Annotated in this window: 20 protein-coding genes; 14 read left to right on the plus strand and 6 right to left on the minus strand. The window is 63.5% G+C overall.

The features are described from left to right. Positions 1-28 precede the first annotated feature (28 nt). On the minus strand, positions 29-304 hold the full coding sequence (locus LOKO_RS02200) for a GrxA family glutaredoxin (RefSeq protein ID WP_066444494.1): 276 nt from the start codon (positions 302-304) through the stop codon (positions 29-31). Positions 305-604: 300 nt separating this feature from the next. Then, on the minus strand, positions 605-1426 hold the full coding sequence (locus LOKO_RS02205) for an inositol monophosphatase family protein (RefSeq protein WP_066444495.1): 822 nt from the start codon (positions 1424-1426) through the stop codon (positions 605-607). 97 nt (positions 1427-1523) lie between these two features. On the opposite strand from LOKO_RS02205, the gene hybE reads away from it, so the two are divergent. Continuing rightward, on the plus strand, positions 1524-1970 hold the full coding sequence (hybE, locus tag LOKO_RS02210) for a [NiFe]-hydrogenase assembly chaperone HybE (RefSeq protein WP_066444497.1): 447 nt from the start codon (positions 1524-1526) through the stop codon (positions 1968-1970). An 18-nt stretch (positions 1971-1988) separates the two neighbouring features. Here hybE and LOKO_RS02215 read toward each other — a convergent pair whose 3' ends face one another. Continuing rightward, positions 1989-2528 (minus strand): response regulator transcription factor, encoded by a 540-nt coding sequence (locus tag LOKO_RS02215; RefSeq protein WP_066444499.1) that lies wholly within the window; start codon positions 2526-2528, stop codon positions 1989-1991. Between the two features lie 39 nt (positions 2529-2567). Further along, positions 2568-3833, minus strand: coding sequence for an ATP-binding protein (locus LOKO_RS02220; RefSeq protein WP_066444501.1), 1266 nt, complete (start codon positions 3831-3833; stop codon positions 2568-2570). A 259-nt stretch (positions 3834-4092) separates the two neighbouring features. Between LOKO_RS02220 and gbdR the strand changes: the two genes are divergently transcribed. The 11 genes from gbdR (at position 4093) to LOKO_RS02275 (ending at position 19930) form a co-directional block, all read left to right on the plus strand. Further along, positions 4093-5247: a choline metabolism transcriptional regulator GbdR gene (gbdR, locus tag LOKO_RS02225; protein ID WP_083517387.1), complete on the plus strand. Its 1155-nt coding sequence runs from the start codon at positions 4093-4095 to the stop codon at positions 5245-5247. Positions 5248-5374: 127 nt separating this feature from the next. Continuing rightward, positions 5375-6352 carry a dipeptidase gene (locus tag LOKO_RS02230; protein WP_066444503.1) on the plus strand — a complete coding sequence of 326 codons (978 nt, stop codon included), beginning with the start codon at positions 5375-5377 and terminating at the stop codon, positions 6350-6352. 181 nt (positions 6353-6533) lie between these two features. Continuing rightward, on the plus strand, positions 6534-7079 hold the full coding sequence (locus LOKO_RS02235; protein WP_066444505.1) for a DUF5943 domain-containing protein: 546 nt from the start codon (positions 6534-6536) through the stop codon (positions 7077-7079). Between the two features lie 24 nt (positions 7080-7103). Then, a complete protein-coding gene (gene dgcA, locus LOKO_RS02240; RefSeq protein ID WP_066444511.1) occupies positions 7104-9176 on the plus strand; it encodes a dimethylglycine demethylation protein DgcA in 2073 nt (690 codons plus the stop codon). Positions 9177-9468: 292 nt separating this feature from the next. Beyond that, positions 9469-11490 carry a (Fe-S)-binding protein gene (locus LOKO_RS02245; protein WP_066452177.1) on the plus strand — a complete coding sequence of 674 codons (2022 nt, stop codon included), beginning with the start codon at positions 9469-9471 and terminating at the stop codon, positions 11488-11490. Next, on the plus strand, positions 11490-12773 hold the full coding sequence (gene etfA, locus LOKO_RS02250; protein ID WP_066444514.1) for an electron transfer flavoprotein subunit alpha: 1284 nt from the start codon (positions 11490-11492) through the stop codon (positions 12771-12773). The genes LOKO_RS02245 and etfA overlap by 1 nt, the downstream gene beginning before the upstream one ends. Continuing rightward, the gene (gene etfB, locus LOKO_RS02255) at positions 12763-13587 is read left to right on the plus strand and encodes an electron transfer flavoprotein subunit beta (protein ID WP_066444516.1); all 825 of its coding nucleotides are present in this window, start codon (positions 12763-12765) and stop codon (positions 13585-13587) included. The genes etfA and etfB overlap by 11 nt, the downstream gene beginning before the upstream one ends. A 148-nt stretch (positions 13588-13735) precedes the next feature. Further along, on the plus strand, positions 13736-14929 hold the full coding sequence (fdhA, locus tag LOKO_RS02260) for a formaldehyde dehydrogenase, glutathione-independent (RefSeq protein WP_066444520.1): 1194 nt from the start codon (positions 13736-13738) through the stop codon (positions 14927-14929). A gap of 181 nt (positions 14930-15110) precedes the next feature. Continuing rightward, positions 15111-16829, plus strand: coding sequence for an NAD(P)H-dependent oxidoreductase subunit E (locus tag LOKO_RS02265; protein WP_066444523.1), 1719 nt, complete (start codon positions 15111-15113; stop codon positions 16827-16829). A gap of 4 nt (positions 16830-16833) precedes the next feature. Beyond that, entirely contained in the window at positions 16834-19674 is a 2841-nt protein-coding gene (gene fdhF / locus LOKO_RS02270; RefSeq protein WP_066444531.1) for a formate dehydrogenase subunit alpha, read from the plus strand. A 16-nt stretch (positions 19675-19690) separates the two neighbouring features. Then, a complete protein-coding gene (locus LOKO_RS02275; RefSeq protein WP_066444533.1) occupies positions 19691-19930 on the plus strand; it encodes a hypothetical protein in 240 nt (79 codons plus the stop codon). Positions 19931-20154: 224 nt separating this feature from the next. Here the strand turns inward: LOKO_RS02275 and LOKO_RS02280 are convergent, their stop codons facing one another. After that, positions 20155-21441, minus strand: a complete 1287-nt coding sequence (locus LOKO_RS02280; RefSeq protein WP_066444535.1) for an aromatic ring-hydroxylating oxygenase subunit alpha — start codon at positions 21439-21441, stop codon at positions 20155-20157. A gap of 304 nt (positions 21442-21745) precedes the next feature. On the opposite strand from LOKO_RS02280, the gene LOKO_RS02285 reads away from it, so the two are divergent. After that, entirely contained in the window at positions 21746-22852 is a 1107-nt protein-coding gene (locus tag LOKO_RS02285; protein WP_066444537.1) for an FAD-binding oxidoreductase, read from the plus strand. 149 nt (positions 22853-23001) lie between these two features. Here the strand turns inward: LOKO_RS02285 and LOKO_RS02290 are convergent, their stop codons facing one another. Next, complete coding sequence (locus LOKO_RS02290; protein WP_066444542.1) at positions 23002-24693, minus strand: BCCT family transporter; 1692 nt, start codon at positions 24691-24693, stop codon at positions 23002-23004. A gap of 425 nt (positions 24694-25118) precedes the next feature. Between LOKO_RS02290 and LOKO_RS02295 the strand changes: the two genes are divergently transcribed. Then, the gene (locus tag LOKO_RS02295) at positions 25119-26708 is read left to right on the plus strand and encodes a peptide chain release factor 3 (RefSeq protein WP_066444544.1); all 1590 of its coding nucleotides are present in this window, start codon (positions 25119-25121) and stop codon (positions 26706-26708) included. Positions 26709-26923 lie beyond the last annotated feature (215 nt).

Genomic DNA, 26923 nt, shown 5'->3' on the forward strand with positions numbered 1-26923 from the left:
GAGCAGTCTGCTCCCCGAGGATTGGCTGTCAGCCGTTACTGGTTTGCGACAAGAGGTCGTGCTCACGCACATACTGGTCGAACTCAGTAAAGCCACCCACGTGGGACTGGTCGACGAATATCTGCGGCACGGTCGTGACCGGCTTGCCGATGGTCTTCTCCATGTCGGCCTTGCTGATGCCTTCTACCAGGATATCGACGTAGCGGTGGCCCTCGATGGCACCGGACGCTTCCAGCCGCTCGGCAAGCGCCTGGGCACGAACGCAGAAGGGGCAGCCGGGACGGCCGAAAATCACGACGAACATAGGAGCACTCCTGAATAATGTTGGCGCTATTGTGACCGATGACCTCTTTGGGCGCCAATAGCGACCCGCTAGCCAAGGCATTGCCCAGGACTATTGCTGTTGCCTATCCTTGGCGATGTTCTCCGCCAACGTTGCCACGCCGCTGTAAGAGTAGCTTCAGCTCACGACTGGAGGCCGAAGGCCTCCCGGTGGTGTTGCCGATGTCTGCGATAACCACCGACGTCGCGGCCCCCGCCAGGCGTCAGCTGAGTCGTAATCAGGTAGCCTTTTGCCAATGGTGTTGCTGGGCGTCGGACAGCCTCAGTATTGCATCAGCTCATTGTCATCGGCGGCGCGAAGCAGGTCGGCGAGTTCCGCATGGATCTCCGGTGCGCTGACCAGCAGGTTTTCGCCGTAGAGGTCTTCGGGGATACCCTTCGGGCAAGGGTAGAGATGACCGCCCCTGGCGCCGGCCTCGCGGGCGATCAGCAGACCGGCGGCGAAGTCCCAGGGCGAGACGCTTTCGTAGTAGGCGTCAAGCCGGCCGCAGGCGACGTCGCAGAGGTCCAGTGCCGCCGAGCCGTTGCGGCGCACGTCCTGACAGTGCTGAAGAATTGCCATCAGACGGCGCATCAGGGGAGGGCGACTATCGCGCCGATAGGGAAAGCCGGTGGCGACCAGGCAGTGCTCCAGGTTGGAGCGACGACTGGCATGGATGGGCTTGCCGTTGCACCAGGCACCCTGGCCATACAGGGCGGTGTAGGTTTCTCCCAGGAAGGGGGCGTGGACCACGCCGAGCCGGGTCCTGCCCTCGCTGACCCAGGCGATGGAGACGCCGACATGATGAAGACCATGGGCGAAATTCACCGTTCCGTCGATGGGGTCCACGACCCAGAGGGCTTCTGCCGTGGCCATTACCTTGTGATCCGGCGCCAGTTCTTCGCTGAGCCGTGACTCGTCCGGCAATGCGGCCTCCAGCCGCTCGCTGATCAGTGTGTCGACCTCAAGATCGACATTCGTGACGAGTTCCTGTCCCTTCTTGTAGCGCTGGTTGAATGCTTGGCCCTGGCGAGCCGCGATGATGTGCTCTCCGGCCTGGGTTGCGATCGACACTGCCAGCTCGAGGCGGTCCTGGGGAAGCATGAGCATTCCTCGTCGCAGTTGGAACTGCCAGAATAGCAGCCGTTGTAATTTCCTGCCGAGCCGAATGGCACGATCAACTAGCTGAGAAGGAGCGCCAATGCAGGCCCTGACCCCCGAGCAGTACGAGCGTCTTCGCGATTTGGCTGCCGCTTGGCAGCAGCAGCAGGGCCGAAGCCTGAAGGCATCGCCCCAATACAATCCGCGGCTGACTGTAGATGCGTTGTGTTTCCAGGCGCTATCGAAGGATTCTCCAGGCGACGGAGAAGAGCACTTTCTGGCTGGTGCTCTGGTCACACCGGTGTCGCTTTCGCTGGCGCTGGTACCGGCCGAAGAAAACGCCCCATCGCCCGAGCCAGGAACCCGTCGTCAGTTCGCATTGCCGTCGGGGCGTTATCCTTTTGTGGCGGAGCGGCTGGGTCAGACGCTCTGGTTGTGGCGCTGCGAACTCATGGACGACCTTTCGGACCTCGACTCTCTGCAGGAGGCGAGTCGGCTGGCACAGCGAATGATGGACAAGGTGATGAGCGTCGACGGCGAGACGTAAGCACGCTTTCTGCGGGATTTACCGCCGCACCGGCCGTTTCTGCAGCTTGCGCTGCAGGGTTCGACGGTGCATGCCCAGGGCTCTGGCAGTTGCGGATATGTTGCCGTCATGTTCCTGCAGTACTTTTTGAATGTGTTCCCAGGCGATGCGGTTGATTGAGGGAGGGGTGACGGCCAATTCCGCGTCTGGGTCGCCCTGCTCGCGGCCAAGGGCGATGAGGATCTCCTCGGCATCCGCCGGCTTGCACAGGTAGTTGACGGCACCGAGCTTGATCGCTTCGACGGCGGTGGCGATGCTGGAGTAGCCGGTCAATACCACGATACGACAACTGGGCAGCACGTCGAGCAGCTCCGGGAGCAGCTTGAGGCCAGAACTCTGTTCCAACTTGAGATCCAGCGTGGCGAAAGCCGGGCGGTGGCGCCGAGCCAGGGTAATCGCTTGTTCTGCATCGTGTGCCACGATGACGTCGAAACCACGCCGGGTCATGGCGCGCGATAGGACATGGCAGAACATTTCGTCGTCGTCGATGATCAGCAGGCGTGTGTCGGCGTCTTGCATGGCAACCTCGGCGCTTCGTTCGTAAGGGATACCGCCCGGTCAGGGCTCACTGGGCGGCAGGGTCACTTCGGTCAGCGTTCCCCCGTCAGGATGATTATACAGGCTAACGCCGCCGCCGAATCGGTTGATGGTCGCGTGGGTGAGAAAGAGGCCGATTCCAAGGCCCTTGCTCTTGGTCGAGACGAAGGTCTCGCCGAGCTGGTCGGCAATTTCCAGGGCGACCCCGGGGCCATGGTCGCGGATATCGATTACCACCTCTTTGGCGGACCAGTCGAGCCGGATGCTGATGTTGTCCGGATTGGCATCCGCGGCATTGTTGAGCAGGTTGGTGATGGCCTGTTCAAGCGTGGCGTCCACCTTGAGCCAGGGCGTGTTGCTCTGGCTGCCAATGTCCAGCCGATGGCTGACGTCGGGTCGCAACACCAGCCAGCGTTGTACGACGCTGGCCAGCCACTCGCGCGCATCGCACACCTGGGGTTTTGCCATCCGGCCTCGGTCAGCACTCTGCACCAGGTGGCGCAGTCTTTCCTTGCAGATATCGACCTGCTGACGCAGCAGGTCGACATCCTTTTCCAGCCCCCTGTCGCCACGGACTTCTTCGCGCATCTCGCTCAATAGAACGGCCATGGTCGATAGTGGTGTGCCCAGTTCATGAGCGGTTCCCGCGGCCTGGGTGGCCACCGCCACGACCTGCTCGTTGCGCAGGGCTGCTTCCCGCGTGCGTGATAGCGCCTGTTCTCGGCTCCGCAGGGCGTGGGCCATCTTGTAGATGAAGAAGGTGACGAGACCGGCGGAAAGGGCAAAATTCAGCCACATTCCCAGCACGTGGAGGTCGATGGCTTCGTCATCATAGTGATGGGTCAGCTGTGGCACGGGATAGTAATCGAACATCAGCATCGTGTAGGAGGCCATGGCCGCAGAGGCGATTAGCCAGGCATAGCGCCAGGGCAGCGTGGCGGCGGCGATGGTTACTGGGATCAGGTAGTAATTGATGAAGGGGTTGGTGGAGCCACCGGTGAGGTAGAACAGCAACGTCAGGCCCAGGACATCAGCGAGTAGGTGCAGTACATATTCAGAGTGACTGACGACCCATTGACGGCCGAGTCGCCACCAAGTGAAGAGGTTGATGAGCCCCATGGCAACAATAACCCCGATGACTGCAACCACCTTCAGTTCGAAGTGAAGCAGCTCAACGCCGATGATCACCGCGGCCAGGAAACCGGTCCAGGTGATACCGCGTACGATGGTCAGTCGGACCAGGTTGCGGCTGGGTGTTGAAAGCGGCAGGGGCAGTGCGGAGGGCATGGGTGCTCCATTGTAGAACCTTCTCCCTATCATAACCCGTGGCGTTGGTGTGGGAGCCAGTGCTCTCCTCGATTGTGTCACTCAATGGGAAAGGTGCGCACATAGAGAAAAATACGATAAGCGATCAAGCTCGTGATTCGATAAAGTGAAAAACATGCCGATATGCGACAGGATGTCGCGCGTGGACAAGCACTGCAAATAGGAATCGGACTGTGGGGTGGCCATAAGTGTCACACCTGAGCCGCTGGGGAGAGTTACCATGACGAACGCATCACGCAAGGATCCTGACGGATTCAGGAGCCTGCAGACCAAGGGCAACGGGATCAAGACCCAGGCCATCGGGTTTCTGCTGTTGGATAATTTCACCTTGATCTCGCTGGCCTCTGCCATCGAACCCCTGCGCATGGCCAACCAGTTGGCCGGTCATGAACTCTATCGCTGGTACACACTCACCGCCGATGGCAAACCCGTCAGCGCCAGCGATGGACTCAAGGTGACGCCTGACGTCTCCCTGCGGACTCCGCTGACGCTGGATATGGTGGTGGTCTGTGGCGGCGTCGGTCCCCATCGTAGCGTGCAGCGGGAGCATGTCGCCTGGCTGCAGGGCCAGGCCCGACTATCCCGTCGTCTCGGCGCAATCTGTACCGGCAGTTGGGCATTGGCCAAGGCCGGCCTGCTCGATGGCTACGACGTCAGTACCCACTGGGAATGCATGGCCGCGATGCGTGAGGCCTTTCCCCGTGTCGAGCTGACCACACGGCTGTTCTGTATCGACCGTGACCGTGCCACCTCCTCCGGAGGCACCGCGCCACTGGACATGATGCTCAACCTGATCGCCAAGGATCATGGCCGGGAGCTGTCTGCCGGTATCTCCGAGATGTTCATCTGCGAGCGCGTGCGCAACGAGCAGGATCAGCAGCGCATCCCCCTGCTTCATGTGCTGGGTACCACGCAACCCAAGCTGCTCGAGAGCGTGGCACTGATGGAGGCCAATCTGGAAGAGCCCATAGGGCTCGACGAACTGGCCTGCTATGTCGGTATCTCCCGGCGTCAGCTCGAGCGGCTGTTCCAGAAGAACCTTGACTGTTCGCCTTCCCGCTATTACCTCAAGCTTCGCCTGACCCGTGCCCGTCAGTTGCTCAAGCAGACATCGATGTCGATCATCGAGGTGGCATCGGCCTGTGGCTTCGTCTCGACCCCCCACTTCTCGAAGTGCTACCGCGAGTTCTTCGGTTTTCCTCCCAGGGATGAGCGCATTGGCAACCTCCAGCCGGTTGCGCGCCTGCAGGTCGACGCCCTTTTCAAGGATGCTGCCTTCGAGGTGATATCCGGTGAGCCGGTTTCCAGCGCCCTGGTCGCGCTTGACCAGGCACGGGGGGAGCCCACCTATGCCAGCGTAACGGTCACCAAATAGCCGGGGAGATGTCGCCTTTACGACAGGCGTGACGCAATTGGAATTCTCCCCGTCGCTTCCAGCCTCCGTGTAGATAGCTTGCCGGCGCTATGCTGCCGGCAGGCAACGACAACACGGAGATTCGGTCATGAGCCCCCACGAGCTGCACCAGGACGCCATCGTCATCGATGGCCTCATCATCGCCAAATGGAACCGTGAGCTGTTCGAGGACATGCGCCGCGGTGGCCTGACGGCGGCCAACTGTACCGTCTCGGTGTGGGAGGGCTTCCAGGCCACCGTCGACAACATCGTCAAGTCCAACCAACTGATGGCGGATTGCAGTGACCTGGTGCGCCCGGTGCGCACTACCGTCGACATCAGTCGCGCCAAGGAGGAGGGCAAGACCGGCATCATCTACGGTTTCCAGAACGCCCATGCCTTCGAGGATCAGATCGGCTACGTGGAGATCTTCAAGCAGCTCGGCGTGGGGATCGTGCAGATGTGCTACAACACCCAGAATCTGGTGGGCACCGGCTGCTACGAGCGTGATGGCGGACTCTCCGGCTTCGGTCGCGAGATCGTCGCCGAGATGAATCGGGTCGGCATCATGTGCGACCTCTCCCACGTTGGTTCGACGACCTCCGAGGAGGTGATCCTCGAGTCGCAGAAGCCGGTCTGCTACTCCCACTGCCTGCCCTCGGGCCTCAAGGAACACCCCCGCAACAAGTCCGACGAGGAGCTGCGCTTCATTGCCGATCACGGCGGCTTCGTTGGCGTGACCATGTTCACCCCCTTTCTGCGCGCCGGCGTCGATGCCACTGTCGATGACTACGTCGAGGCCATCGAGTACGTCATGAACATCGTCGGCGAGGATGCCATCGGCATTGGCACCGACTTCACCCAGGGCCACGGCCAGGACTTCTTCGAGTGGCTGACCCACGACAAGGGCTATGCCCGCCGTCTGACCCGCTTTGGCAAGATCGTCAACCCAGAGGGCATCCGTACCATCGGTGAGTTCCCCAACCTCACCGAAGCGCTGCTGCGCCGCGGCTTCAGCGAGTCCCAGACGCGCAAGATCATGGGCGAAAACTGGGTGCGTGTACTGAAGGATGTCTGGGGCGGCTGAGATAGCCCTATAGCAAGGAGCGCCGGCCCGAAGACGCGGCTTAACCGGCGATAGGTCTATGAGGGGGCGCTGTAAACCCTTCCCTGGGCGCTACTTTTGCCATCCATGGCAAAAGACCCCCTCTACGACCTATCCCCGGCGCCGCTCACCTTGCATAACAACGATTTCGAGGAACAAGACCGTGACCAAGATGGCCCCCGAACTGCCCATCGAAGTGGATAGCGAGACCGGCGTCTGGACCAGCGATGCCCTGCCGATGCTCTATGTGCCGCGCCACTTCTTCATCAACAACCATGTCGCCGTCGAGAAGGCCCTGGGTGCAGAGACGTACGCCGAGATCCTATACCACGCCGGCTACAAGAGTGCCTGGCACTGGTGCGAGAAGGAGGCCGAATGCCATGGCCTCGAGGGCGAGGCGGTGTTCGATCACTATATGACGCGGCTTTCGCAGCGTGGCTGGGGCAAGTTCATCACCGAGGCGATCGACCTCGAGGCGGGAACCTGCCGGGTGCGCCTGGAGCACAGCGCCTTCGTCTACCAGTTGGGCAAGGTGGGGCGCAAGGTTGAGTACATGTTCACCGGCTGGTTCGCTGGCGCCATGGACCAGATCCTGGCGGCACGCGGCAACAGCCTGCGCACCGTCGCCGAGCAGACCCAGAGTGCGGCCGAGGAAGGCTGCGACGTGGGCTATTTCGAGACCAAACCGCTGACCGGCGCCGCCCACTAATCCCGGCGACGAGGAGAGATATCCATGGCATTCGAGGCACTCTTCGAGCCGATCCAGATCGGCAAGCTCACCATCCGTAACCGGGTCGTCAGCACTGCACACGCCGAGGTGCATGCCACCGACGGCGGCATGACCACCGACCGCTACGTCAAGTACTACGAGGAGAAGGCCAAGGGCGGCTGCGGCCTGAGCATCTGCGGCGGCTCCTCGGTGGTCTCCATCGATAGCCCCCAGGGTTGGTGGAGCTCGGTGAATCTCTCCACCGACCGGATCATTCCTCACTTCCAGAACCTCGCCGATGCCGTGCATCATCACGGCGGCAAGATCATGATCCAGATTACCCACATGGGACGCCGCTCACGCTGGGACGGTTTCGACTGGCCGACACTGGTATCGCCTTCGGGTATTCGCGAGCCTGTACACCGCTCCACCTGCAAGACCATCGAGGAGGAGGAGATCCGGCGCATCATCGGTGATTTCGCCCAGGCTGCGCGCCGGGCCAAGGAAGGGGGCCTCGACGGCGTCGAGCTCTCTGCCGTACACCAGCACCTGATCGACCAGTTCTGGAGCCCGCGGGTCAACAAGCGCGAGGACCAGTGGGGCGGCAGCTTCGAGAACCGCATGCGCTTCGGCATGGAAGTGCTCAAGGCGGTGCGCGCCGAGGTCGGCGACGACTTCGTTGTCGGCATGCGCATCTGCGGCGACGAATTCCACCCGGACGGCCTCTCCCATGACGACATGAAGCAGATCGCCGCCTACTACGATGCTACCGGCATGGTGGACTTCTTCGGCGTGATCGGCTCCGGCTGCGACACCCACAACACCCTGGCCAACGTCATTCCCAACATGTCCTACCCGCCTGAGCCCTTCCTGCACCTGGCGGCGGGCATCAAGGAAGTGGTCAGCGTGCCGGTGATCCACGCCCAGAACATCAAGGACCCTAACCAGGCACAGCGTATCCTCGAGGGTGGCTATGTGGACCTGGTGGGCATGACCCGGGCGCATATCGCCGACCCGCACCTGATCGCCAAGATCAAGATGGGCCAGGTCGACCAGATCAAGCAGTGCGTGGGCGCCAACTACTGCATCGACCGCCAATACCAGGGCCTGGACGTGCTGTGCATCCAGAACGCCGCGACGTCCCGCGAATACATGGGCCTGCCGCATATCATCGAGAAGAGCGAAGGCCCCAAGCGCCGCGTGGTGGTGGTGGGCGGCGGCCCCGGGGGCATGGAGGCGGCCAAGGTGGCGGCCGAGCGCGGCCACGACGTCACTCTCTTCGAGGCCGCCGAGGCCCTGGGCGGGCAGATCACCATCGCCGCCCAGGCCCCGCAGCGCGATCAGATTGCCGGCATTACCCGCTGGTACCAGCTGGAGCTTGCGCGGCTCAAGGTCGACCTGCGCCTTGGCACCCGTGCCGATGAGGCCACGATCCAGGATCTGCGACCCGATATCGTGGTGCTGGCCACCGGCGGTCAGCCGTTCATGGATCAGTATCCCGAGTGGGGCTACGCCGAAAACCCCGAGGAGAGCTTGGTGGTGAGTAGCTGGGACATCCTTTCGGGCAAGGTGGCCCCGGGCAAGAACGTGCTGGTGTATGACGCGATCTGTGAGTTCTCGGGGGTTTCGGTGGCGGATTTTCTTGCCGACAAGGGCGCCAAGGTGGAGATCGTCACCGACGATATCAAGCCGGGCGCGGCGGTGGGCGGCACCACCTTCCCGACCTACTACCGCAGCCTCTACGAGAAGGAGGTGATTATGACCTCCGACCTGATGCTGCACAAGGTCTACCGTGAGGGCGACGGCCTGGTGGCGGTGCTCGAGAACGAGTACACCGGGGCCCTGGAGGAGCGGGTGGTCGACCAGGTGGTGGTGGAGAACGGCGTGCGTCCCGATGAGGCGCTGTACTACGCCCTCAAGGACCAGTCCCGCAACAAGGGCCAGGTGGACCTGGAGGCGCTCTACGCCATCCAGCCCCAGCCCTGCCTGAGCGAGGCGGGGGACGGCTTCCTGCTGTTCCGCCTGGGCGACTGCACGGCGCCGCGTAATACCCATGCGGCCATCTACGACGCCCTGCGGATCTGCAAGGATTTTTAACCGCCAGAGGTCCGCTCCAGGCCGAGGGCATGCGCAAGCTGCGCCTTCAGCAATTCGCCCGAGTCGAGACGCCGCAACGCGGTTCTGCCGAAGGGATTCGGCAGAGGCGTGGGGGCCAGGGATGGCCCTTCCACGCCGTGACCGCAGGTTGCCAGTCGAGACTCGGCACAGCGAATGCGTGGCGCGCTTGAGGATGGCCCTCGGACGGCAATGCCGGCGCATGCGAAGGCGGTGAATAGCCGTTATGTCGGACGTTAACCCTGGCTATACCACTATCGATGAGGTGAGCACCATGCTCGAGACGCTCCTGCCGATTCTGATCTTCGCCGCCCTGGCGCTGGCGGTGGTCGGCGCCTGGCGGCGTATCCGCCTGTGGCGTCAGGGGCGGCCCGCCGAGGTCGACCTGCTCCGCGGGCTTGCTGCCATGCCGCGCCGCTACCTGGTGGACCTCCACCATGTGGTCGGGCGCGATAAAGTGATGTCCAATACCCACGTGGCCACCGCCGGTGGCTTCGTGGCCGCCGCCGTGCTGATGATCCTGGTGCATGGCTTCGGACTCGCCAACCCGGTGCTGGGCGGGCTGCTGCTGGCCGCCAGTGCGGTGATGTTCGTTGGCAGCCTGTTCGTCGCCAAGCGGCGGCGTAATCCGCCCGCACGGCTCTCCAAGGGGCCTTGGATGCGGCTGCCGAAGAGCCTGATGGCGTTCTCGGTAAGCGTCTTCCTGATCACCCTGCCGACGGTTGGCGTGCTACCGCAAGACGCTGGCAGCTGGTTCCTGGCGCTGGTACTGAGCGCGGTGTTGGTCTGGGGCCTGGGCGAGATGTTCTTCGGCATGACCTGGGGCGGGCCCATGAAGCACGCCTTCGCCGGCGCCCTGCACCTAGCCTTCCATCGCCGCCCGGAGCGCTTCTCCACCAAGTCGGGAGGAGAGGGGCGCTCAACCGGCCTCAAGGCGCTGAACCTGGACGATCCCGGCGCCAAGCTGGGGGTCGAGACGCCCAGCGACTTCACCTGGAACCAGCTGCTCGGCTTCGATGCCTGCGTTCAGTGCGGGCGCTGCGAGGCGGTTTGCCCGGCATTTGCCGCCGGCCAGCCGCTCAATCCCAAGAAGCTGATCCAGGACATGGTCGTCGGCCTGGCCGGGGGAAGCGACGCGGCCTATGCCGGCTCTCCCCACCCTTCGCAAGGGCCTGGGGGCAAGCCGGTGGGCGAGCATTTTGGTTCTCCCCATGGGCCCATCGTGGCGCCTGACTCGATGAAGAGTGGCAAGGCCCTGGTGGACGCCGAGACCCTGTGGTCCTGCACCACCTGCCGTGCCTGCGTCGAGGAGTGCCCGATGATGATCGAGCACGTGGATGCCGTCGTCGACATGCGTCGCTTCCTGACCCTGGAGCACGGCAATACGCCCAACAAGGGTGCCGAGGTGCTCGATAACCTGATCGCCACCGATAACCCTGGCGGCTTCGACCCCGGCTCGCGGCTGCACTGGGCGGCGGATCTCAACCTGCCGCTGATGGCGGACGTCAAGCAGGCCGATGTGCTGCTGTGGTTGGGCGACGGCGCCTTCGATATGCGTAACCAACGCACCCTGCGAGCCCTGGTCAAGGTGCTGCGGGCCGCTGAGGTGGAGTTCGCGGTGCTCGGCGTTGAAGAGCGCGACAGCGGCGACGTGGCGCGTCGCCTGGGCGACGAGGCGACCTTCCAGTCCCTGGCCAGGCGCAATATCGCCACCCTCGCGAAGTACCGCTTCCAGCGCATCGTCACCTGTGATCCCCACAGTTTCCATGTGCTGGGTAACGAGTACGGCGAGCTGGGCGGCCCCGGATCGCCGGACCGCTATGAGGTACGCCACCACAGTACCTATATCGCCGAACTGTTCGAGGCGGGGCGCCTGCACTTCGCACCCTGGAAGGGCGGCAAGGTCACCTACCATGACCCCTGCTATCTGGGCCGCTACAACGGCGAGTACGAAGCACCGCGCAACGTGCTAAAGGCGTTGGGCATAGAGGTCAAGGAGATGGAGCGCTCCGGCTACCGGTCGCGCTGCTGCGGCGGTGGCGGTGGCGCCCCCATCACCGATATACCCGGCGAGCGGCGGATTCCCGATATGCGCATGAACGACGTCAAGCAGACCGGTGCCGAGCTGGTGGCGGTGGGCTGCCCCCAGTGTACCGCCATGCTGGAGGGTGTGGTGGATGCCTCGGCGGAAGTGCGTGATATCGCCGAGCTGGTGGCCGATGCCCTGGTGGCGCGTCCTGCCGTCAAAGTGGTCGATGCCGCCGCCAACAAGACGACCGCCGAGGAGGTGACCTGATGAGCGAGATTCGTCGCCGCGATCCACGTCGCGAGTGGATCGCCCGCAATCGTCTGCATCCCGAGCACGCCGCAGCACTGGCCGAGCAGGAGGGGGGCGCCATCAGCGAGTGGCTGGGCCCCAACGGAGTGATACGCAAGAATCCTCGTGCCATCGGCTTTATCGGCCCCAATGGCGTCAAGCGCATCGACCGCAGCGGTGCCCAGCAGGGTAACCAGGCGACGGGCGCGGCCCGCCAGGCAGCCCAGGATAGCCGTCGTGATGTCATCATCGAGGATCCCGCCTTCCTGGTGACGGTGGTGCCGGATATGCCAGGCGGGCGGCTATCCGGCCATGACAAGGACCTGCTGGGCCTGGCCCGGCAATTGGCGGATGCCGACGCCGACCGTCCCGGCGCCGTGTTGGCCGTGGTATTTGGCGAGCATAAGGAAGATGCCTTTGGCGAGGCGGGCATCGATCGACTGCTTCACGTCAATGGTGACGCCTACGCCGGTTTCGCCCCAGAGGCGCGGCTGGCGGCGCTCTGTGCCGTGGAGCGGGAGCTGGCGCCGCGTCACTGGCTGCTGCCCGACTCCCCCCTGGGCGGGGCCGATCTGGGGCGGCGCCTGGCGCTGCGCCTGAGTGAGGGGAGTGGCGAGCGTGCCGCCACCGGCGTCTGGCAGATCGAGGCCGATGGCGCCGCCCCCCTTGGCTGGCGCTGTACCGCTCGTGGTGCGGCGGGGAGCCTGGATATCCAGCGCCCGCTGCCGCGGGTCACGCTGGCGCTGGCCGAGTGTGCCGAACCGGTGGACGAGACCCGGCATGGCGCCGAGCGGCTGGCGCTCAGCATCGAGCCGCCTGCGACCCTGTCGCGGATCGAGGACCTGGGGCAGGTCGCCGTCGACCCGGCCGGCGTGGCCCTGGCCGAAGCCGAGTTCATTATGTCCGCTGGCAATGGGGTCAAGAATTGGGAGGGTTTCCACCACGCTGCCAAGGTGCTGGGGGCCACGGAAGGGGCCTCCCGGGTGGCCGTGGACGACGGTTTCATGGCACGCGACCGCCAGGTGGGGGCCACCGGCACCTGGGTTACCGCCCGGGTCTATCTGGCGGTGGGCATCAGTGGGGCTATCCAGCATCTACAGGGCATCCAGAGCTGCGACAAGGTGGTGGCCATCAATCTCGATCCTGGATGCGACATGATCAAGCGCGCTGACCTGGCAGTGATCGGTGATAGCACCGAGATCCTTGCCGCCTTGGTAGCTATGGTGGAGCAACAGCGAGGAGGGCAGAGCGATGCGGCCTGAGCAGAAGGGAATCGAGGTGGCGGTACTGGTCTCGGTGGGCCGCCACCCCATTACCGGGCGGTCCCGTCGCGCCGATCAGGATGCCCGGGGGCTGGAGCTGGCCCTGGGCCTGGAACGCCAGTTGTCCGGCAGCCGGGTGAGACTGCTGCATGCCGGCCCGCGCAGCGAAGAAAGCGAAGCGGCGCTGCGCGGCTATCTAGGCATCGCCGCAGGCGCTGGCACGGGGCTGGACACCCTGACCCTGCTGGAGCAGGCCGAGGAGAGCGATGCCATCCCGGCGCTGGTCCGGCACCTGGCCGAAGCACCGCCGCAGCTGGTGATCACCGGGGCCCGGGCGGAGCGAGGCGAGGGCTCGGGGCTCCTGCCCTATGCCCTGGCCGAGCGCCTGGGCTGGCCCCTGGTCAATGGGCTGGCCGCGGTGGAGAAGGTCGAGAATGGCGTGGCGACGGTGCTGCAGGCCCTCCCGCGGGGCCAACGACGGCGCCTCAAGGTGCGCCTGCCGGCCATCGTCAGCGTGGATGGGGCGGCGCCGGCGGCGCGCCAGAGCGCGTTCGGCCCGGCTCGACGGGCCGAGCTTGATGCCACCCCGGTGGCCGCCGAACCCGACCGGGAACTTGCCCAGTGGCAGTTGGCCCCGGCTCGCAAGCGCCCCAAGCGGTTGAAGATCGTCAAGGCCGCTTCGGCAAGGGATCGTTTCAAGGCCGCCGCCGCCAAGGCGGAGGGCGGCAGCGGCCAGGTGCTGGAGGGCGTGTCGGCGGAGCAGGGGGCCGAGGCGATCCTCAAGTTGCTCGAGGCAGAAGGGGTGCTGCGATAGGCCAGGCCGGCCCTTGTCTCGCACAGGCATGCCGATGCCTCTTTTGGGCAAGTGGCGTGCCCGGGAAGGCATAGGCTGGAGCAGCACGACCAGAAAGGTCGTCTTTCACCCCTCAGCAATACCCTGACAACAAGTACAGGAGTCAGCCATGAGCCAAGCCAACCGCGGCGTCGTCTACAAGGGCCCGGGTAAGGTCGACGTCGAGTCCATCCCCTATCCGGAGCTTGCCCTCGGCAATCGCAAATGCGACCACGGTGTGATCCTCAAGGTCGTTACCACCAACATCTGTGGCAGCGACCAGCATATGGTACGTGGACGTACCACCGCGCCCTCCGGCCTGGTGCTTGGCCACGAGATTACTGGCCTGGTGGTAGAGTGCGGACGCGATGTCGAATTCATTCAGCCAGGTGACCTGGTCTCGGTGCCCTTCAACATCGCCTGCGGACGCTGCCGAAACTGCAAGGAAGGCCGGACGGGGATCTGCCTCAACGTCAACCCGGCGCGCCCGGGCGCGGCCTACGGCTACGTCGACATGGGCGGCTGGGTCGGCGGCCAGACCGAGTACGTCATGGTGCCCTACGCCGACTTTAACCTGCTGAAGTTCCCGGACACCGACCAAGCCATGGAGAAGATCCGCGACCTGACCCTGCTCTCGGATATCTTCCCCACCGGCTTCCACGGCTGCGTGACCGCCGGTGTCGGGCCCGGCAGCACCGTCTATATCGCCGGAGCCGGCCCTGTGGGTCTGGCGGCGGCGGTTTCCGCCCAGCTGCTTGGCGCGGCCTGCGTGATCGTCGGTGACATGATCGAAGAGCGCCTGGCCCAGGCGAGGAGCTTCGGTTGCGAGACCATCGACCTGACCCAGGATGGTGACATGGCCGACAAGATCGAGGTCATCCTCGGCGAGCGCGAGGTCGACGCCTTCGTCGACTGCGTCGGCTTCGAGGCCCACGCCTGCGGCTGCAACCACGGCAAGGAGGCGCCCGCCACCGTGCTCAACTCAGCAATGTCGCTGACCCGCGCCGGTGGCCAGATCGGTATCCCGGGCCTCTACGTGACCGAAGATCCGGGTGCGGCCGACGAAGCCGCCAAGCAGGGCGCCCTGAGCATGCGCTTCGGCCTCGGCTGGGCCAAGTCCCACAGCTTCCACACGGGCCAGTGCCCGGTGATGAAGTACCACCGCCCGCTGATGCAGGCGATCCTGTTCGGCAAGGTCAAGATCGCCGATGCGGTCAATGTCCAGATGATCACCCTGGACGAAGCCCCGCAGGGCTACGCCGATTTCGATGGCGGTGCGGCGAAGAAATTCGTCATTGACCCCCACGGCAGCGTGGCTGCCTGAGACCGGATGATGGCAGGTATAGCGTCGTGATAGGCGATGGGCCTCGGCTCTAATCGAGGCCCATCCCATCATGCCCCCAGCGAGGACAGTGTATTGCCTGGCGTGCCGGCCATTGTCCTAGTATAGGGGGGAGTGTCACCATGAATCCGCCACTACCAACAAGACCGAATAACGAGTCCCCATGACCGTCCAGACCGTGAATCCCAAGCGCCGTTTCCGTGGTAAGCCCCGCGGCCGCGAACTCGACACCGATGAGCTTGCGGCGCTGCGCCTGCTGATTGGTGATGAGCGAGAGCAGCCCGAGATGCGCCGGCGGGACCTGTTGATCGAGCATCTCCATGCGATTCAGGATAGTCGCGGGCATCTCCCCCTGGCAGCGCTTCGCGCCCTTGCCAGCTACATGAATCTTCCCATGGCTGCGGTCTATGAGACGGCGACCTTCTATGCGCATTTCGATGTGACCCACGACGATCAGCAGGCCCCGCCCGCGATCACGCTGCGGGTCTGTGATTCACTCTCCTGCCAGTTGGCCGGTGCCGAGGCGCTCCGGGCCCGGCTGGAGGAGGGTGCCGATCCCGCTGAGGTGCGCGTGCTGCGGGCGCCCTGCATGGGACGCTGCGAGACCGCGCCGGTGGTGGAAGTGGGCCATCGCCACCTGGGTCATGCCACCCCCGAGAGCGTGACGGCGGCCCTGGAAGCAGGGGAGCTGCATCCCGATTCCATCGACTGGCCCAGTCTAGCCGACTACCGGGCCGTTGGCGGCTACACGCTTCTGGCAGACTGCCGTGAAGGGCGCGTGTCGGTCGAAACCTTGATGCAGGAGATGGAAAAGGCGGGCCTGCGTGGCCTGGGCGGTGCCGGCTTTCCCACCTTCCGCAAGTGGCACTTCGTGCGGGCCGAACCCGGGCCTAGATACTGCGTCATCAATGCCGACGAAGGTGAGCCTGGCACCTTCAAGGATCGCTACTACCTGGAGCGCGAACCGCATCGCTTCCTGGAAGGCGCCCTGGTGAGTGCCTGGGCCGTGGAGGCCGAGGCGCTCTATATCTACCTGCGCGATGAGTACCCGGGCCTTCATCGGGTACTACGCGAGGCGACTGAAGAGCTGGAGCAGGCCGGTCTGGTCGACCCCGGCTACGTGGTGCTGCGTCGCGGTGCCGGGGCCTACATCTGCGGCGAGGAGTCGGCGTTGATCGAATCGCTGGAGGGCAAGCCGGGCAAGCCGCGTCATCGTCCTCCCTTCGTGGCCCAGAAGGGGCTCTTCGACCGGCCGACCCTGGTCAACAATGTGGAAACGGTCTACTGGATCCCCGTCATACACAAGCGTGGCGCCGAGTGGTTCGCAAGCCAAGGGCGGCATGGTCGCAAGGGGCTGCGCAGCTTCTCGGTATCCGGCCGGGTTCGTTATCCCGGCGTGCATCTGGCGCCGGCCGGCATCACCTTGCGCGAACTGGTCGATGAGTACTGCGGTGGCATGGCAGACGGGCACCGTCTGCTGGGGTATCTCCCGGGCGGTGCCTCAGGCGGTATCCTGCCGGCGAGCAAGTCTGACGTTCCTCTGGACTTCGACACCCTTCAGGAGCACGGCTGCTTCATTGGTTCCGCCGCTATCATCGTACTCTCCGACCAGGATGACTTGCGCGGGGTGGCCACCAACCTGCTGGCCTTTTTCGCCGATGAATCCTGCGGCCAGTGCACGCCGTGCCGTGTCGGCAGTGAAAAGATGCTGACCCTGCTGGAGCGCCCGGAGTGGGATGCAGCGGCGCTGGATCGCCTGTCCCAGGTAATGATGGACGCCTCGATCTGCGGGCTGGGCCAGGCTGCGCCGAATCCGGTACTCGGTCTGCTCAAGGATTTTCGGACCGAATTGGCCGATCAGAACGTGATTGTCAGGGGATGAAACCATGAATCAGGAAACCTTTACCCTGACCCTGGATGGGCATGAGATTAGCGCCACGCCGGGGGAAACCCTGTGGCAGGTCGCCAAGCGCGCCGGCGAGACCATCCCCCATCTCTGCTTCAAGGATGCGCCGGGCTATCGCAGTGACGGCAACTGCCGTGCCTGCATGGTCGAGATCGAAGGCGAGCGGATCCTGGCGGCGAGCTGCTTGCGCCAGGCCGCTGCCGGCATGGTGGTCAGGAGTGCTACCTCCGATCGTGCCCGGGTGGCGCGTGAGGGCGTCCTGGAGCTGCTTGCCGTCGACCAGCCTGCTCGCCATGCGAGCCCGGATCGCTCCAGCCACTTCTGGGCCATGGCCGACCAGCTCGCCGTCGATGCCGATGCGGTGCGCCAGTGGCTGCCTGAGCAGGGCGAGCGCAGCCAGCCGACGGTGCATCATGTGGCCGACCGCGAGTCCTCGTTGACGCAGGACCGCTCCCACTCGGCGATGGCCGTCGACCTCGATGCCTGTATCGAGTGCAATCTCTGCGTACGAGCCTGCCGTGAAGTCCAGGTCAATGACGTCATCGGCATGGCTCATCGGGGCGCGGCGTCGAAGATCGTCTTCGACTTCGACGACCCCATGGGGGATAGCACCTGTGTGGCCTGCGGCGAGTGCGTGCAGGCTTGTCCTACCGGCGCGCTGATGCCGGCCACCCTGGTCGATGCGGCCGGCCATGGCGACTCCCGTGCGGCCGATCGCAAGGTCGACTCGGTCTGCCCCTATTGCGGCGTAGGCTGCCAGCTGACTTATCACGTCAAGGATGACCGGATCCTGTTTGTCGAAGGACGCGACGGCCCGTCGAACCAGAATCGTCTCTGCGTGAAGGGCCGCTTCGGTTTCGATTACCCCAATCATCCCGCACGAATCACCCGGCCCTTGATCCGCAAGGCCGGGGTGCCCAAGGGGCTCGATCCCGCCTTTGACCCTGCCGCGCCGTTGACCCATTTTCGTGAGGCGAGCTGGGATGAGGCACTGGATATGGCCGCCGATGGCCTGAAGCGGCTCAAGGTAGAGCATGGCCCCGCTGCGCTGGCCGGCTTCGGTAGCGCCAAGTGTACCAACGAGGAAGCGTGGCTGTTCCAGAAGCTGGTACGTACCGGTTTCGGCACCAACAACGTCGACCACTGTACTCGGCTGTGCCATGCCAGCTCGGTGGCGGCGCTGATGGAGTGCATCGGCTCGGGGGCGGTCACGGCCTCGTTCATGCAGGCGGAAAAGGCCGACGTGGTCATCCTCACCGGCTGTAATCCGGCCATCAACCACCCGGTGGCAGCGACCTTCTTCAAGCAGGCGGCCAAGCGCGGCACCAGGTTCATCATCATCGATCCCCGTGGCCAGTCGCTGGATGCCTATGCACACCTCAGCGTGCGGTTCACGCCAGGGTCCGACGTATCGCTGTTCAATGCCCTGCTCAATGTCATCGTCACCGAGGGCCTCTTTGATGAGGCGTATGTCGCCCAACACACCGAGGGGTTCGAAGCGCTCAAGGCCCATGTGGCGCCCATGACCCCCGAAGCGATGTCCGGGGCATGTGGCGTGGATCCGGCAACCATCCGTGAAGTGGCGCGTGTCTATGCCACCGCGGAGAGGGCGATGATCTTCTGGGGCATGGGTATTTCCCAGCACACCCACGGCACGGACAACGCCCGTTGCCTCATCTCGCTGGCGCTGGCCTGCGGCCAGATCGGCCGTCCGGGCACGGGCCTGCATCCGCTGCGTGGGCAGAACAACGTCCAGGGAGCCTCCGATGCGGGCCTGATTCCCATGGTGCTGCCCGACTACCAACCGGTCGCTGATGCCCAGGTTCGTGCCGCTTTCGAAGAGCTGTGGAATACGCCGCTGGACGACCAGCCGGGGTTGACCGTGGTGGAGATCATGCACGCCATTCATGACGGTACGATCAAGGGCATGTATATCCAGGGCGAGAACCCCGCCATGTCCGATCCGGACCTGGCTCATGCCCGCAGTGCCCTGGCGCAACTGGAACATCTGGTGGTGCAGGATCTGTTCGTGACCGAGACCGCCCAGTTCGCCGATGTGATACTGCCGGCTTCCGCCTGGCCGGAGAAGGATGGCACCGTTACCAATACCAACCGACAGGTACAGCTTGGCCGCGCCGCTGTGCCCATGCCCGGGGAAGCCCGGACGGACTGGTGGATCATCCAGGAGATCGCCCGGCGCTTCGACCTCGATTGGCACTACGATCACCCCCGCGACGTCTTCGCGGAAATGAAGCAGGGCATGCCTTCGCTGGATCACATCAGCTGGGAGCGCCTGGAGCGGGAGGCGTCGGTGACCTATCCCTGCCCGGCAGACGACGAGCCGGGAGCCGATGTGGTATTCAGCGATGCCTTCCACACCGAGAGCGGCCGCGCATCCTTCTCGCCGACCCTGCCGCTGCCACCGGACGAGCCGATCGATGCCGAGTACCCGGTCGTGCTCACGACCGGGCGCCAGTTGGAGCACTGGCATACCGGCTCCATGACCCGGCGTGCCCAGGTGCTCGACGACCTGGAGCCGGAAGCGGTGGCTACCCTGGCACCGGCTGAGATGCGCCGGCTGGGGGTGGAACCCGGCTCTGCCCTTACCATCACCACGCGCAGGGGGAGCATTACCCTGTCGGTACGTACCGACCCGGGCATGCCCGAGGGTATGGTTTTCGTGCCGTTCTGCTACGCCGAGGCTGCCGCCAACATCCTGACCAACCCGGCGCTGGATCCCTTCGGCAAGATTCCGGAGTTCAAGTATGCCGCCTGTCGCTTGAGTGCCGCAAAGGCATCGGCGCCGGTGGAGAGCGTATAAGGAGGAGAGCAGACCGATGATGATCGTCGACCTGATCGATGACGATGATTTCCGTGACCGCTTGGTGGCGCTCGGTATCCGTATCCCCGAGGGAGCCAGTCCGGAAACCAGCGCCCGCCTGGCACGGCTTCAGCATGACGAGGAGGGCGTGCCCGGTCTTCAGGAGCTGGTGCAGGCGCTTGGCGAGCGGACCGACATCATGCTGCCCTCGGTGAGGGCGGCACTGCATGAGGTCCTGTTGCCTGCCCTCCAATAGCAGGGTCGAATCAACGTAGCGTAATACTGGACGACGCCCCTGACTCGAGAGAGTTGGGGGCGTTTTTCGGTGTGCCAGGCCCATGTCAGGGTGCCACATCGTCGGCCTGATCGCTGTTGGCTTGGTCATCCCTGTTGACCTGGTCATGACGTGGTCGAAACAACGCGAGCTGAAATGACGGGACCCGCGCAGAGGCGGGTCCCGTCAGGTAGGGGGGGCAGCGATCAGCCGCGTACGACTTGAAGACTGGGTGTGACCTGGCCGATATGTTCCTGCAGTCGCTCGCAGTACCAGTCGATGAAGTCGATGACGCCGAACTCATAGGTGGGTGAGTAGGGGCCTGGCGAGTAGGCCTTCGAGTTGATGCCGCGCTGGTTCTCTTCGGCCAGCCGACGGTCCTGGTCGTTGGTGGCGTCCCACACGCGTCGTAGTGCCGTCGGATCGTAGTCGACGCCTTCCACCGCGTCCTTGTGTACCAGCCACTTGGTTGTCACCACGGTCTGCTGTGGTCCCAGCGGCATGACGCGAAAGACCACCGCGTGATCGCCCATGACATGGTTCCAGGAGTTGGGCAGGTGCAGGATGCGCAGCGAACCCATGTCGGGGTCGGTCAGTTTGCCGAGCAGTCGCTTGCAGCCCTGTGTGCCGTCCATGGTCATGGAAACGCGCCCTTCGAGCAGGGGGGTGCGGGTCAGGCGATTCCGGCGGCCGTGGCGCTGCAACGCCCAGGGGATATCGAGCGAATCCCAGTCGCTTTGCTTTTTTGCCACCAGGGCCTTGTAGGCATCGGTGGCACGAGGATCGTCGGTATCGTCGAATTCCTGTAGCGAATTGAGCAGCTCCGGGTGAGCGCCGTTACAGTGATAGCATTCGCGATTGTTCTCGATGACGAGCTTCCAGTTGGCCTGCTCGACGATGGTGGACTCCACGGCGACCTTGGCGTTCTCCAGGTCATGTGGGGCCAGATAGCGCGATACGCTCGCCAGGAAGTCATCGATGGAGGGAGGCGTGTCGGACAGGCAGATGAAGATGAAGCCGCCGGCAATCTCTACGGCGATGGGGCGCAATCCATACTCGGCGAGATCGAAGTCGCTGCCCATATCGCTGCCAGCGAACAATAGCCGGCCGTCGAGCTCATAGGTCCACTGATGATAGGGGCAGACCAGCTTGGCCACCTTGCCGCGTGACTGGGTGCAGAGCCGCGACCCGCGATGGCGGCAGACATTGTGGAACGCGTGAATGGCACCCTCGGCACCACGGACGATGATGATGGGGTTATCGCCCACGTCGAGAGTAAGGTAGTTCCCCTTGGCCGGTATCTCGCAGCTCATGCCGGCAAACAGCCACTCCTTCTCGAAGATCGTCTCCATGTCGAGGGCGAAGAATCGGCCATCGTTGTAGAACGGCTGAGCCAGCGAGAAGCCAGGCTGGCGGTTGTCGAGACGGGAAGCCACATCATGACGAGTGGCATAGAGTGGGTCGTCGAGCGGCGAGGGTGTAGCAGTGGACATCAAGGGCATCCTTTTTGACGGGCTGGTGAATTAGGTTCGCGTCATCCGGGACCTTGCGGAACCATCGGAGGCAAGCAGAGTGTGGTCCAGCGTCGAGATGGGTCCATGCCTTGCAGCGACGCCGACAGGTGTGGTTACGACCTGGGTTATGTCGATGTCATGGGCGGCTGGCCTCTTCAGGCAAGTCGATGTCGCTGGCAGAACAATGGGGGGAGTCTCCCAACCCTCAAAATGTCCTTAAACAACGATCTAGCCATGAACGGCTGGCCCCCAACCTTCTGGCTTACCCTTGGCGAGACGAGATATGACAATGAACTTCCTCAATCCTGTCACTACCCAGACATGGACCAACGGCCGCCATATGGTGCGCTGCGTCAAGGTGATTCAGGAGACCTGGGATGTGCGTACCTTCTGCTTCATGGCGGAGCAGCCGGTGCTGTTCTTCTTCAAGCCGGGGCAGTTCGTGACTCTGGAGCTGGAGATCGATGGCGAGGCGATCATGCGCTCCTACACCATCTCCAGTTCGCCATCGATTCCCTACAGCATCTCGATCACCGTCAAGCGGGTGCCGGGTGGCCGGGTGTCCAACTGGCTGCATGACAACATGAAGGTCGGCGACGAGCTGCCGGTGCATGGTCCGGTGGGCAACTTCAACTCGATTGACTTTCCCGCCGACAAGGTACTGTTCCTCTCCGGTGGCGTTGGCATTACGCCGCTGATGTCGATGACCCGCTGGTTCTTCGACACCAACGCCAGTGTCGATGTGGAGTTCATTCATAGTGCGCGTGCCCCGCGTGACGTCATCTACCATCGCGAACTGGTGCATATGTTCTCGAGAATTCCCGAGTTCAAGCTGCATATCGTGTGTGAGAAAAAGGATGACGTTGGCGAGGCCTGGGCCGGCTACCGCGGGTATCTGACCCAGCCGATGCTGGAGTTGATGGCACCCGACTTTTTGGATCGTGAGATCTTCTGCTGCGGCCCCACGCCCTACATGAACGCAATCAAGCGCATCCTGCACGATAACGGCTTCGACATGAGCCACTATCATGAGGAGTCCTTCGGCGCCACGCCGCTGGATGTGCGAGAGGACGTACTGGAACTGGCTGAACAGGCCGAGGCAGAGGCCGAGGAGGTCGATGTCGCCGACATGCTCAGTGTGGAATTCAGCACCTCAGGCAAGAGCGTGCGCATCCAGCCGGGCGAGACGGTGCATTCCGCTGCCGCGAAGCTCGGGCTCCACATCCCCAAGGCCTGCGGTATGGGCATCTGTGGCACCTGTCGTGTCCCGTTGGCTTCCGGCGAGGTGGAAATGGAGCACAACGGTGGCATTACCGATGAGGATGTTGCCGAGGGGTATATCCTTTCATGTTGTAGTACGCCCAAGGGTAATGTGGTCGTCGATTTCTAGGCTGCCCAACGACACTCCTAGGCCAGTCACTCCTTGGTCGGCCACAAGAAGAGCCCCGCACATGCGGGGCTCTTCTCGTTGACGCTTTCTCTTTCTGTTCCATGCTCCCCGTTTCAGGGAGGCCCTTAGGCCTCCCTGTGTCGCCAGGGTCAGCCGAGGTTTGTCTTGAGTACTGGCTTGCTGCGGGGTTCGCTCATCAGTCCCTTGACGATGGTGTAGCAGCCTACCAGCAGCACCAGGGTGAAGGGCAGGCCGGTAGAGACCGCCATGGCCTGAAGGGCCGCGAGCCCACCGCCTAGCAGCAGGGCGATGGCAATCAATCCCTCGACAGTTGCCCAGAAAACTCGCTGGGGCTTGGGGGCGTTGACCTTGCCCCCGGCAGTGATGGTATCGATGACCAGTGAGCCGGAGTCCGACGAGGTGATGAAGAACACCACGACCAGCACGATGCCGATGAAGGACGTTATGGCTGCCAGCGGCAGCTCGGCCAGCATCACGAACAGCTGCAGTTCGAGCGCAGCATCCTGGACCCCTTCGAACCCCGCCGATACCAACTGGTGGATACCGGTACCGCCGAAGGCGGACATCCACAATACAGAAACCAGCGATGGCACCAGCAGCACGGCGATCAGGAACTCGCGCACCGTGCGGCCACGACTGATCCGGGCGATGAACATGCCGACGAACGGAGACCAGGAGATCCACCAGGCCCAGTAGAAGGCGGTCCAGCCCTGGCTGAAGTTGGCGTCTTCGCGACCGAACGGATTGGATAGCGCCGGCAGGTAGGTGGCATAGGCCAGCAGGCTGTCGAAGAATCCGTTCATGATGACCAGCGTGGGTCCGACGACGATGACGAAGGCGAGTAACAGGAAGGCCAGCACCATGTTGAGCTGGGAAAGCCGTTTCACGCCCTTGTCCACGCCGGCAACGATGGAAAGGATGGCGATAAACGTGATACCGACGATCAACAGCATCATGGTCAAGTTGCCGTCCGGGATGCCGAACAGGTAGCCGAGTCCGGCGGCGGCCTGCGATGCGCCGAGACCCAGTGAGGTTGCCAGACCGAAAAGGGTGGCAAATACCGCCAGGATATCGATGACATGGCCCGGCCATCCCCAGATGCGCTCACCCAGGATCGGGTAGAATATCGAGCGCATCGTCAACGGCAATCCCTTGTTGAAGGCGAAGATGGCCAGCGCCAACGCCACGATGGCGTAGATCGCCCAGGGGTGAAGGCCCCAGTGGAAGATGGTGGCCGCCATGCTCAGGCGAGCCGATTCCTGTGCGTTGCCGGCAGCCGCTCCTAGCGGTGCCCAGTCGTTGCGAACGCCATTCTCCATGGCGGTACCACCCATGGCACTGGAAAAGTGCGACATGGGTTCCGAGACACCATAGAACATGAGGCCGATACCCATGCCCGCTGCGAACAGCATGGAGAACCAGGAGAGATAGGAAAAGTCGGGGCTGGCATCGAGGCCGCCGATACGCACCTTGCCCAGCGGCGAGACCACCAGTGCCAGGCACAGCACCACGAAGACATTGGCCGAGAGCAGGAAGAACCATGACAGGTGACCGGTCAGCCAGTTGCGCAGCCCCGTAAACAGGGGCTCCACTTCGCTCTGCAGGGCGAGAGTGAGGAGGACGAATAGCAGGGTGACCAGGGCGGAAATGCCGAAGACCTTGCCGTGGATATCGAGATCGATCTTTACATGACCGGTGAGATTGTCCTGACCGATCACGTAATCGGTTTCGATCAGGTCACTGGGGCCTTCCGGGGGTGGCACCCCCTCGGCGCCGGCCGCTGGCTTGCCGGATGGGGAACGGTTTTCGGGTTTCTTCATCAGGGCTTCTCCCGCTTGTTATTGTTCTCGCCCACGCAAAAGCAGACGTGGCGAAACTGTCGCCAACGGGCCGCGCGCAGGGCGAGGGGCAAGTGGATGAGAGTGGCAGTGGGTTGGAGGGCCACCTCAGGGCGGAGCACGACGGTCCTGGCGCCATTGGGCAACACCCGGCGTTCAGAACGTCACGCTGCAATGTACTCCTGTGGTAGGGGCGCGCATGTCTGACGGCGACGCTCGCACATTGCTCATACGACCTCTTTGCGGACGTTTGCCGGGGAGCCACCTGAATACGGGTAGCCGCAATCTCCCGTGCCGACCTACAACTTCCGACACTGACCTACAACTGCCGCCGGCAAAGCCGTAGAATGCGTGGCATTCCATTCACGCACCCTCAGCCGGTGCCATGACGGCGAAATCGAAAACTGATGTCAGAAGCCACTCTGGCCCGTGAAGTCGGGCTGCGCAGGACGTTCGCGATCATCTCGCACCCCGATGCGGGGAAGACCACCATCACCGAGAAGATGCTGCTGTTCGGCAACGCCATCCAGCTGGCCGGTTCGGTGAAAAGCAAGCGCAACGACCGCCATGCCACGTCTGACTGGATGAAGATGGAGCAGGAGCGTGGCATCTCTGTTACCACCTCGGTCATGCAGTTTCCCTACGGTGGACGTATCGTCAACCTGCTCGATACCCCGGGCCACGAGGACTTTTCCGAAGATACCTATCGCACTCTTACAGCCGTTGATTCGGCGCTGATGGTGATCGACGGGGCCAAGGGCGTCGAGGCCCGCACTATCAAGTTGATGGAGGTGTGTCGCCTGCGCACCACGCCGATCCTTACCTTCGTCAACAAGATGGACCGGGAGATTCGCGACCCCGTCGAGGTGATGGACGAGGTGGAGGAGGTGCTCGATATCCAGTGTGCGCCCATGACCTGGCCGATCGGCATGGGTCGCAACTTCAAGGGTGTCTATCACCTCTACAACGATGTGATCCATCTCTACACCCAGGGTCAGGGCAGCCGGATCCCCGAGGACCGGCGCATCGAAGGGCTCGATAACCCCGAGGTCGATACGGTGCTCGGCGAGGACCTGGCCGAGGAGCTGCGCATGGAGGTCGAACTGGTGCGTGGGGCATCGCACGCGTTCGACCATGATGCCTACCTGCGCGGTGAGCTGACCCCGGTTTACTTCGGTACCGCCATGGGCAACTTTGGCGTGCGGGAGATGATGGATGGCTTCGTCGAGTACGCGCCGCCGCCCCAGCCCCGGGAGACCGATACCCGCAACGTGGAAGCCGCCGACCCGAGATTCACCGGCTTCGTGTTCAAGATCCAGGCCAACATGGATCCCAACCATCGTGACCGTATCGCCTTCCTGCGGGTCTGTTCCGGCAAGTACGACAAGAACATGAAGATGCGTCACGTGCGCATCAAGAAGGACGTCAAGATCGCCGATGCGCTGACCTTCATGGCCTCCGATCGCACCCATGTCGAAGAGGCCTGGCCCGGCGACATCATCGGCCTGCACAATCATGGCACCATCCAGATCGGCGATACCTTCACCGTGGGGGAGGACATGCGCTTCACCGGGATTCCCCACTTCGCCCCGGAGCTGTTCAAGCGCGTGCAGCTCAAGGACCCGCTCAAGCTCAAGGCACTGCAGAAGGGGCTGCAGCAGCTGTCGGAGGAGGGCGCCACCCAGCTGTTCCAGCCGCTGGACAACAACGACCTCATCCTCGGCGCCGTGGGTACCCTGCAGTTCGACGTGGTGGCCCATCGGCTCAAGGAGGAATACAAGGTCGACTGCGTCTATCAGCCGGTCAACGTGCAGACCGCCCGCTGGGTCTACTGCGACGATGCCAAGATGCTCGACGAATTCAAGCGTAAGGCGAGTGCCAACCTGGCGATAGATGGTGGCGGCTATCTGACCTACATTGCCCCTACGCGGGTCAATCTGCAGATGACTCAGGAGCGCTGGCCGGATATTCGGTTCGCCGCCACACGCGAGCATTGAGCGCGACAGGCTGCAAGCCACGTGCTTCGAGCGACTTAGCTCTTGATCGAGTTTCCACGCAGAGAAAGCGCGAATCCGAGCAGCGCCGGGGACAGCCCGAAGCGGAGGTCCGATGCCAGGGATGGCATCGGTAGCGTCCAGGGAGGGATTTACAGCGCCTCCGCGTAGGGCTGTCCCTGGGGTAGCTGCGACTCGAGGCCAGCAACAGAGGTATC

Origin of the sequence: Halomonas chromatireducens (assembly GCF_001545155.1) — a bacterium.
Taxonomy (GTDB): domain Bacteria; phylum Pseudomonadota; class Gammaproteobacteria; order Pseudomonadales; family Halomonadaceae; genus Halomonas; species Halomonas chromatireducens.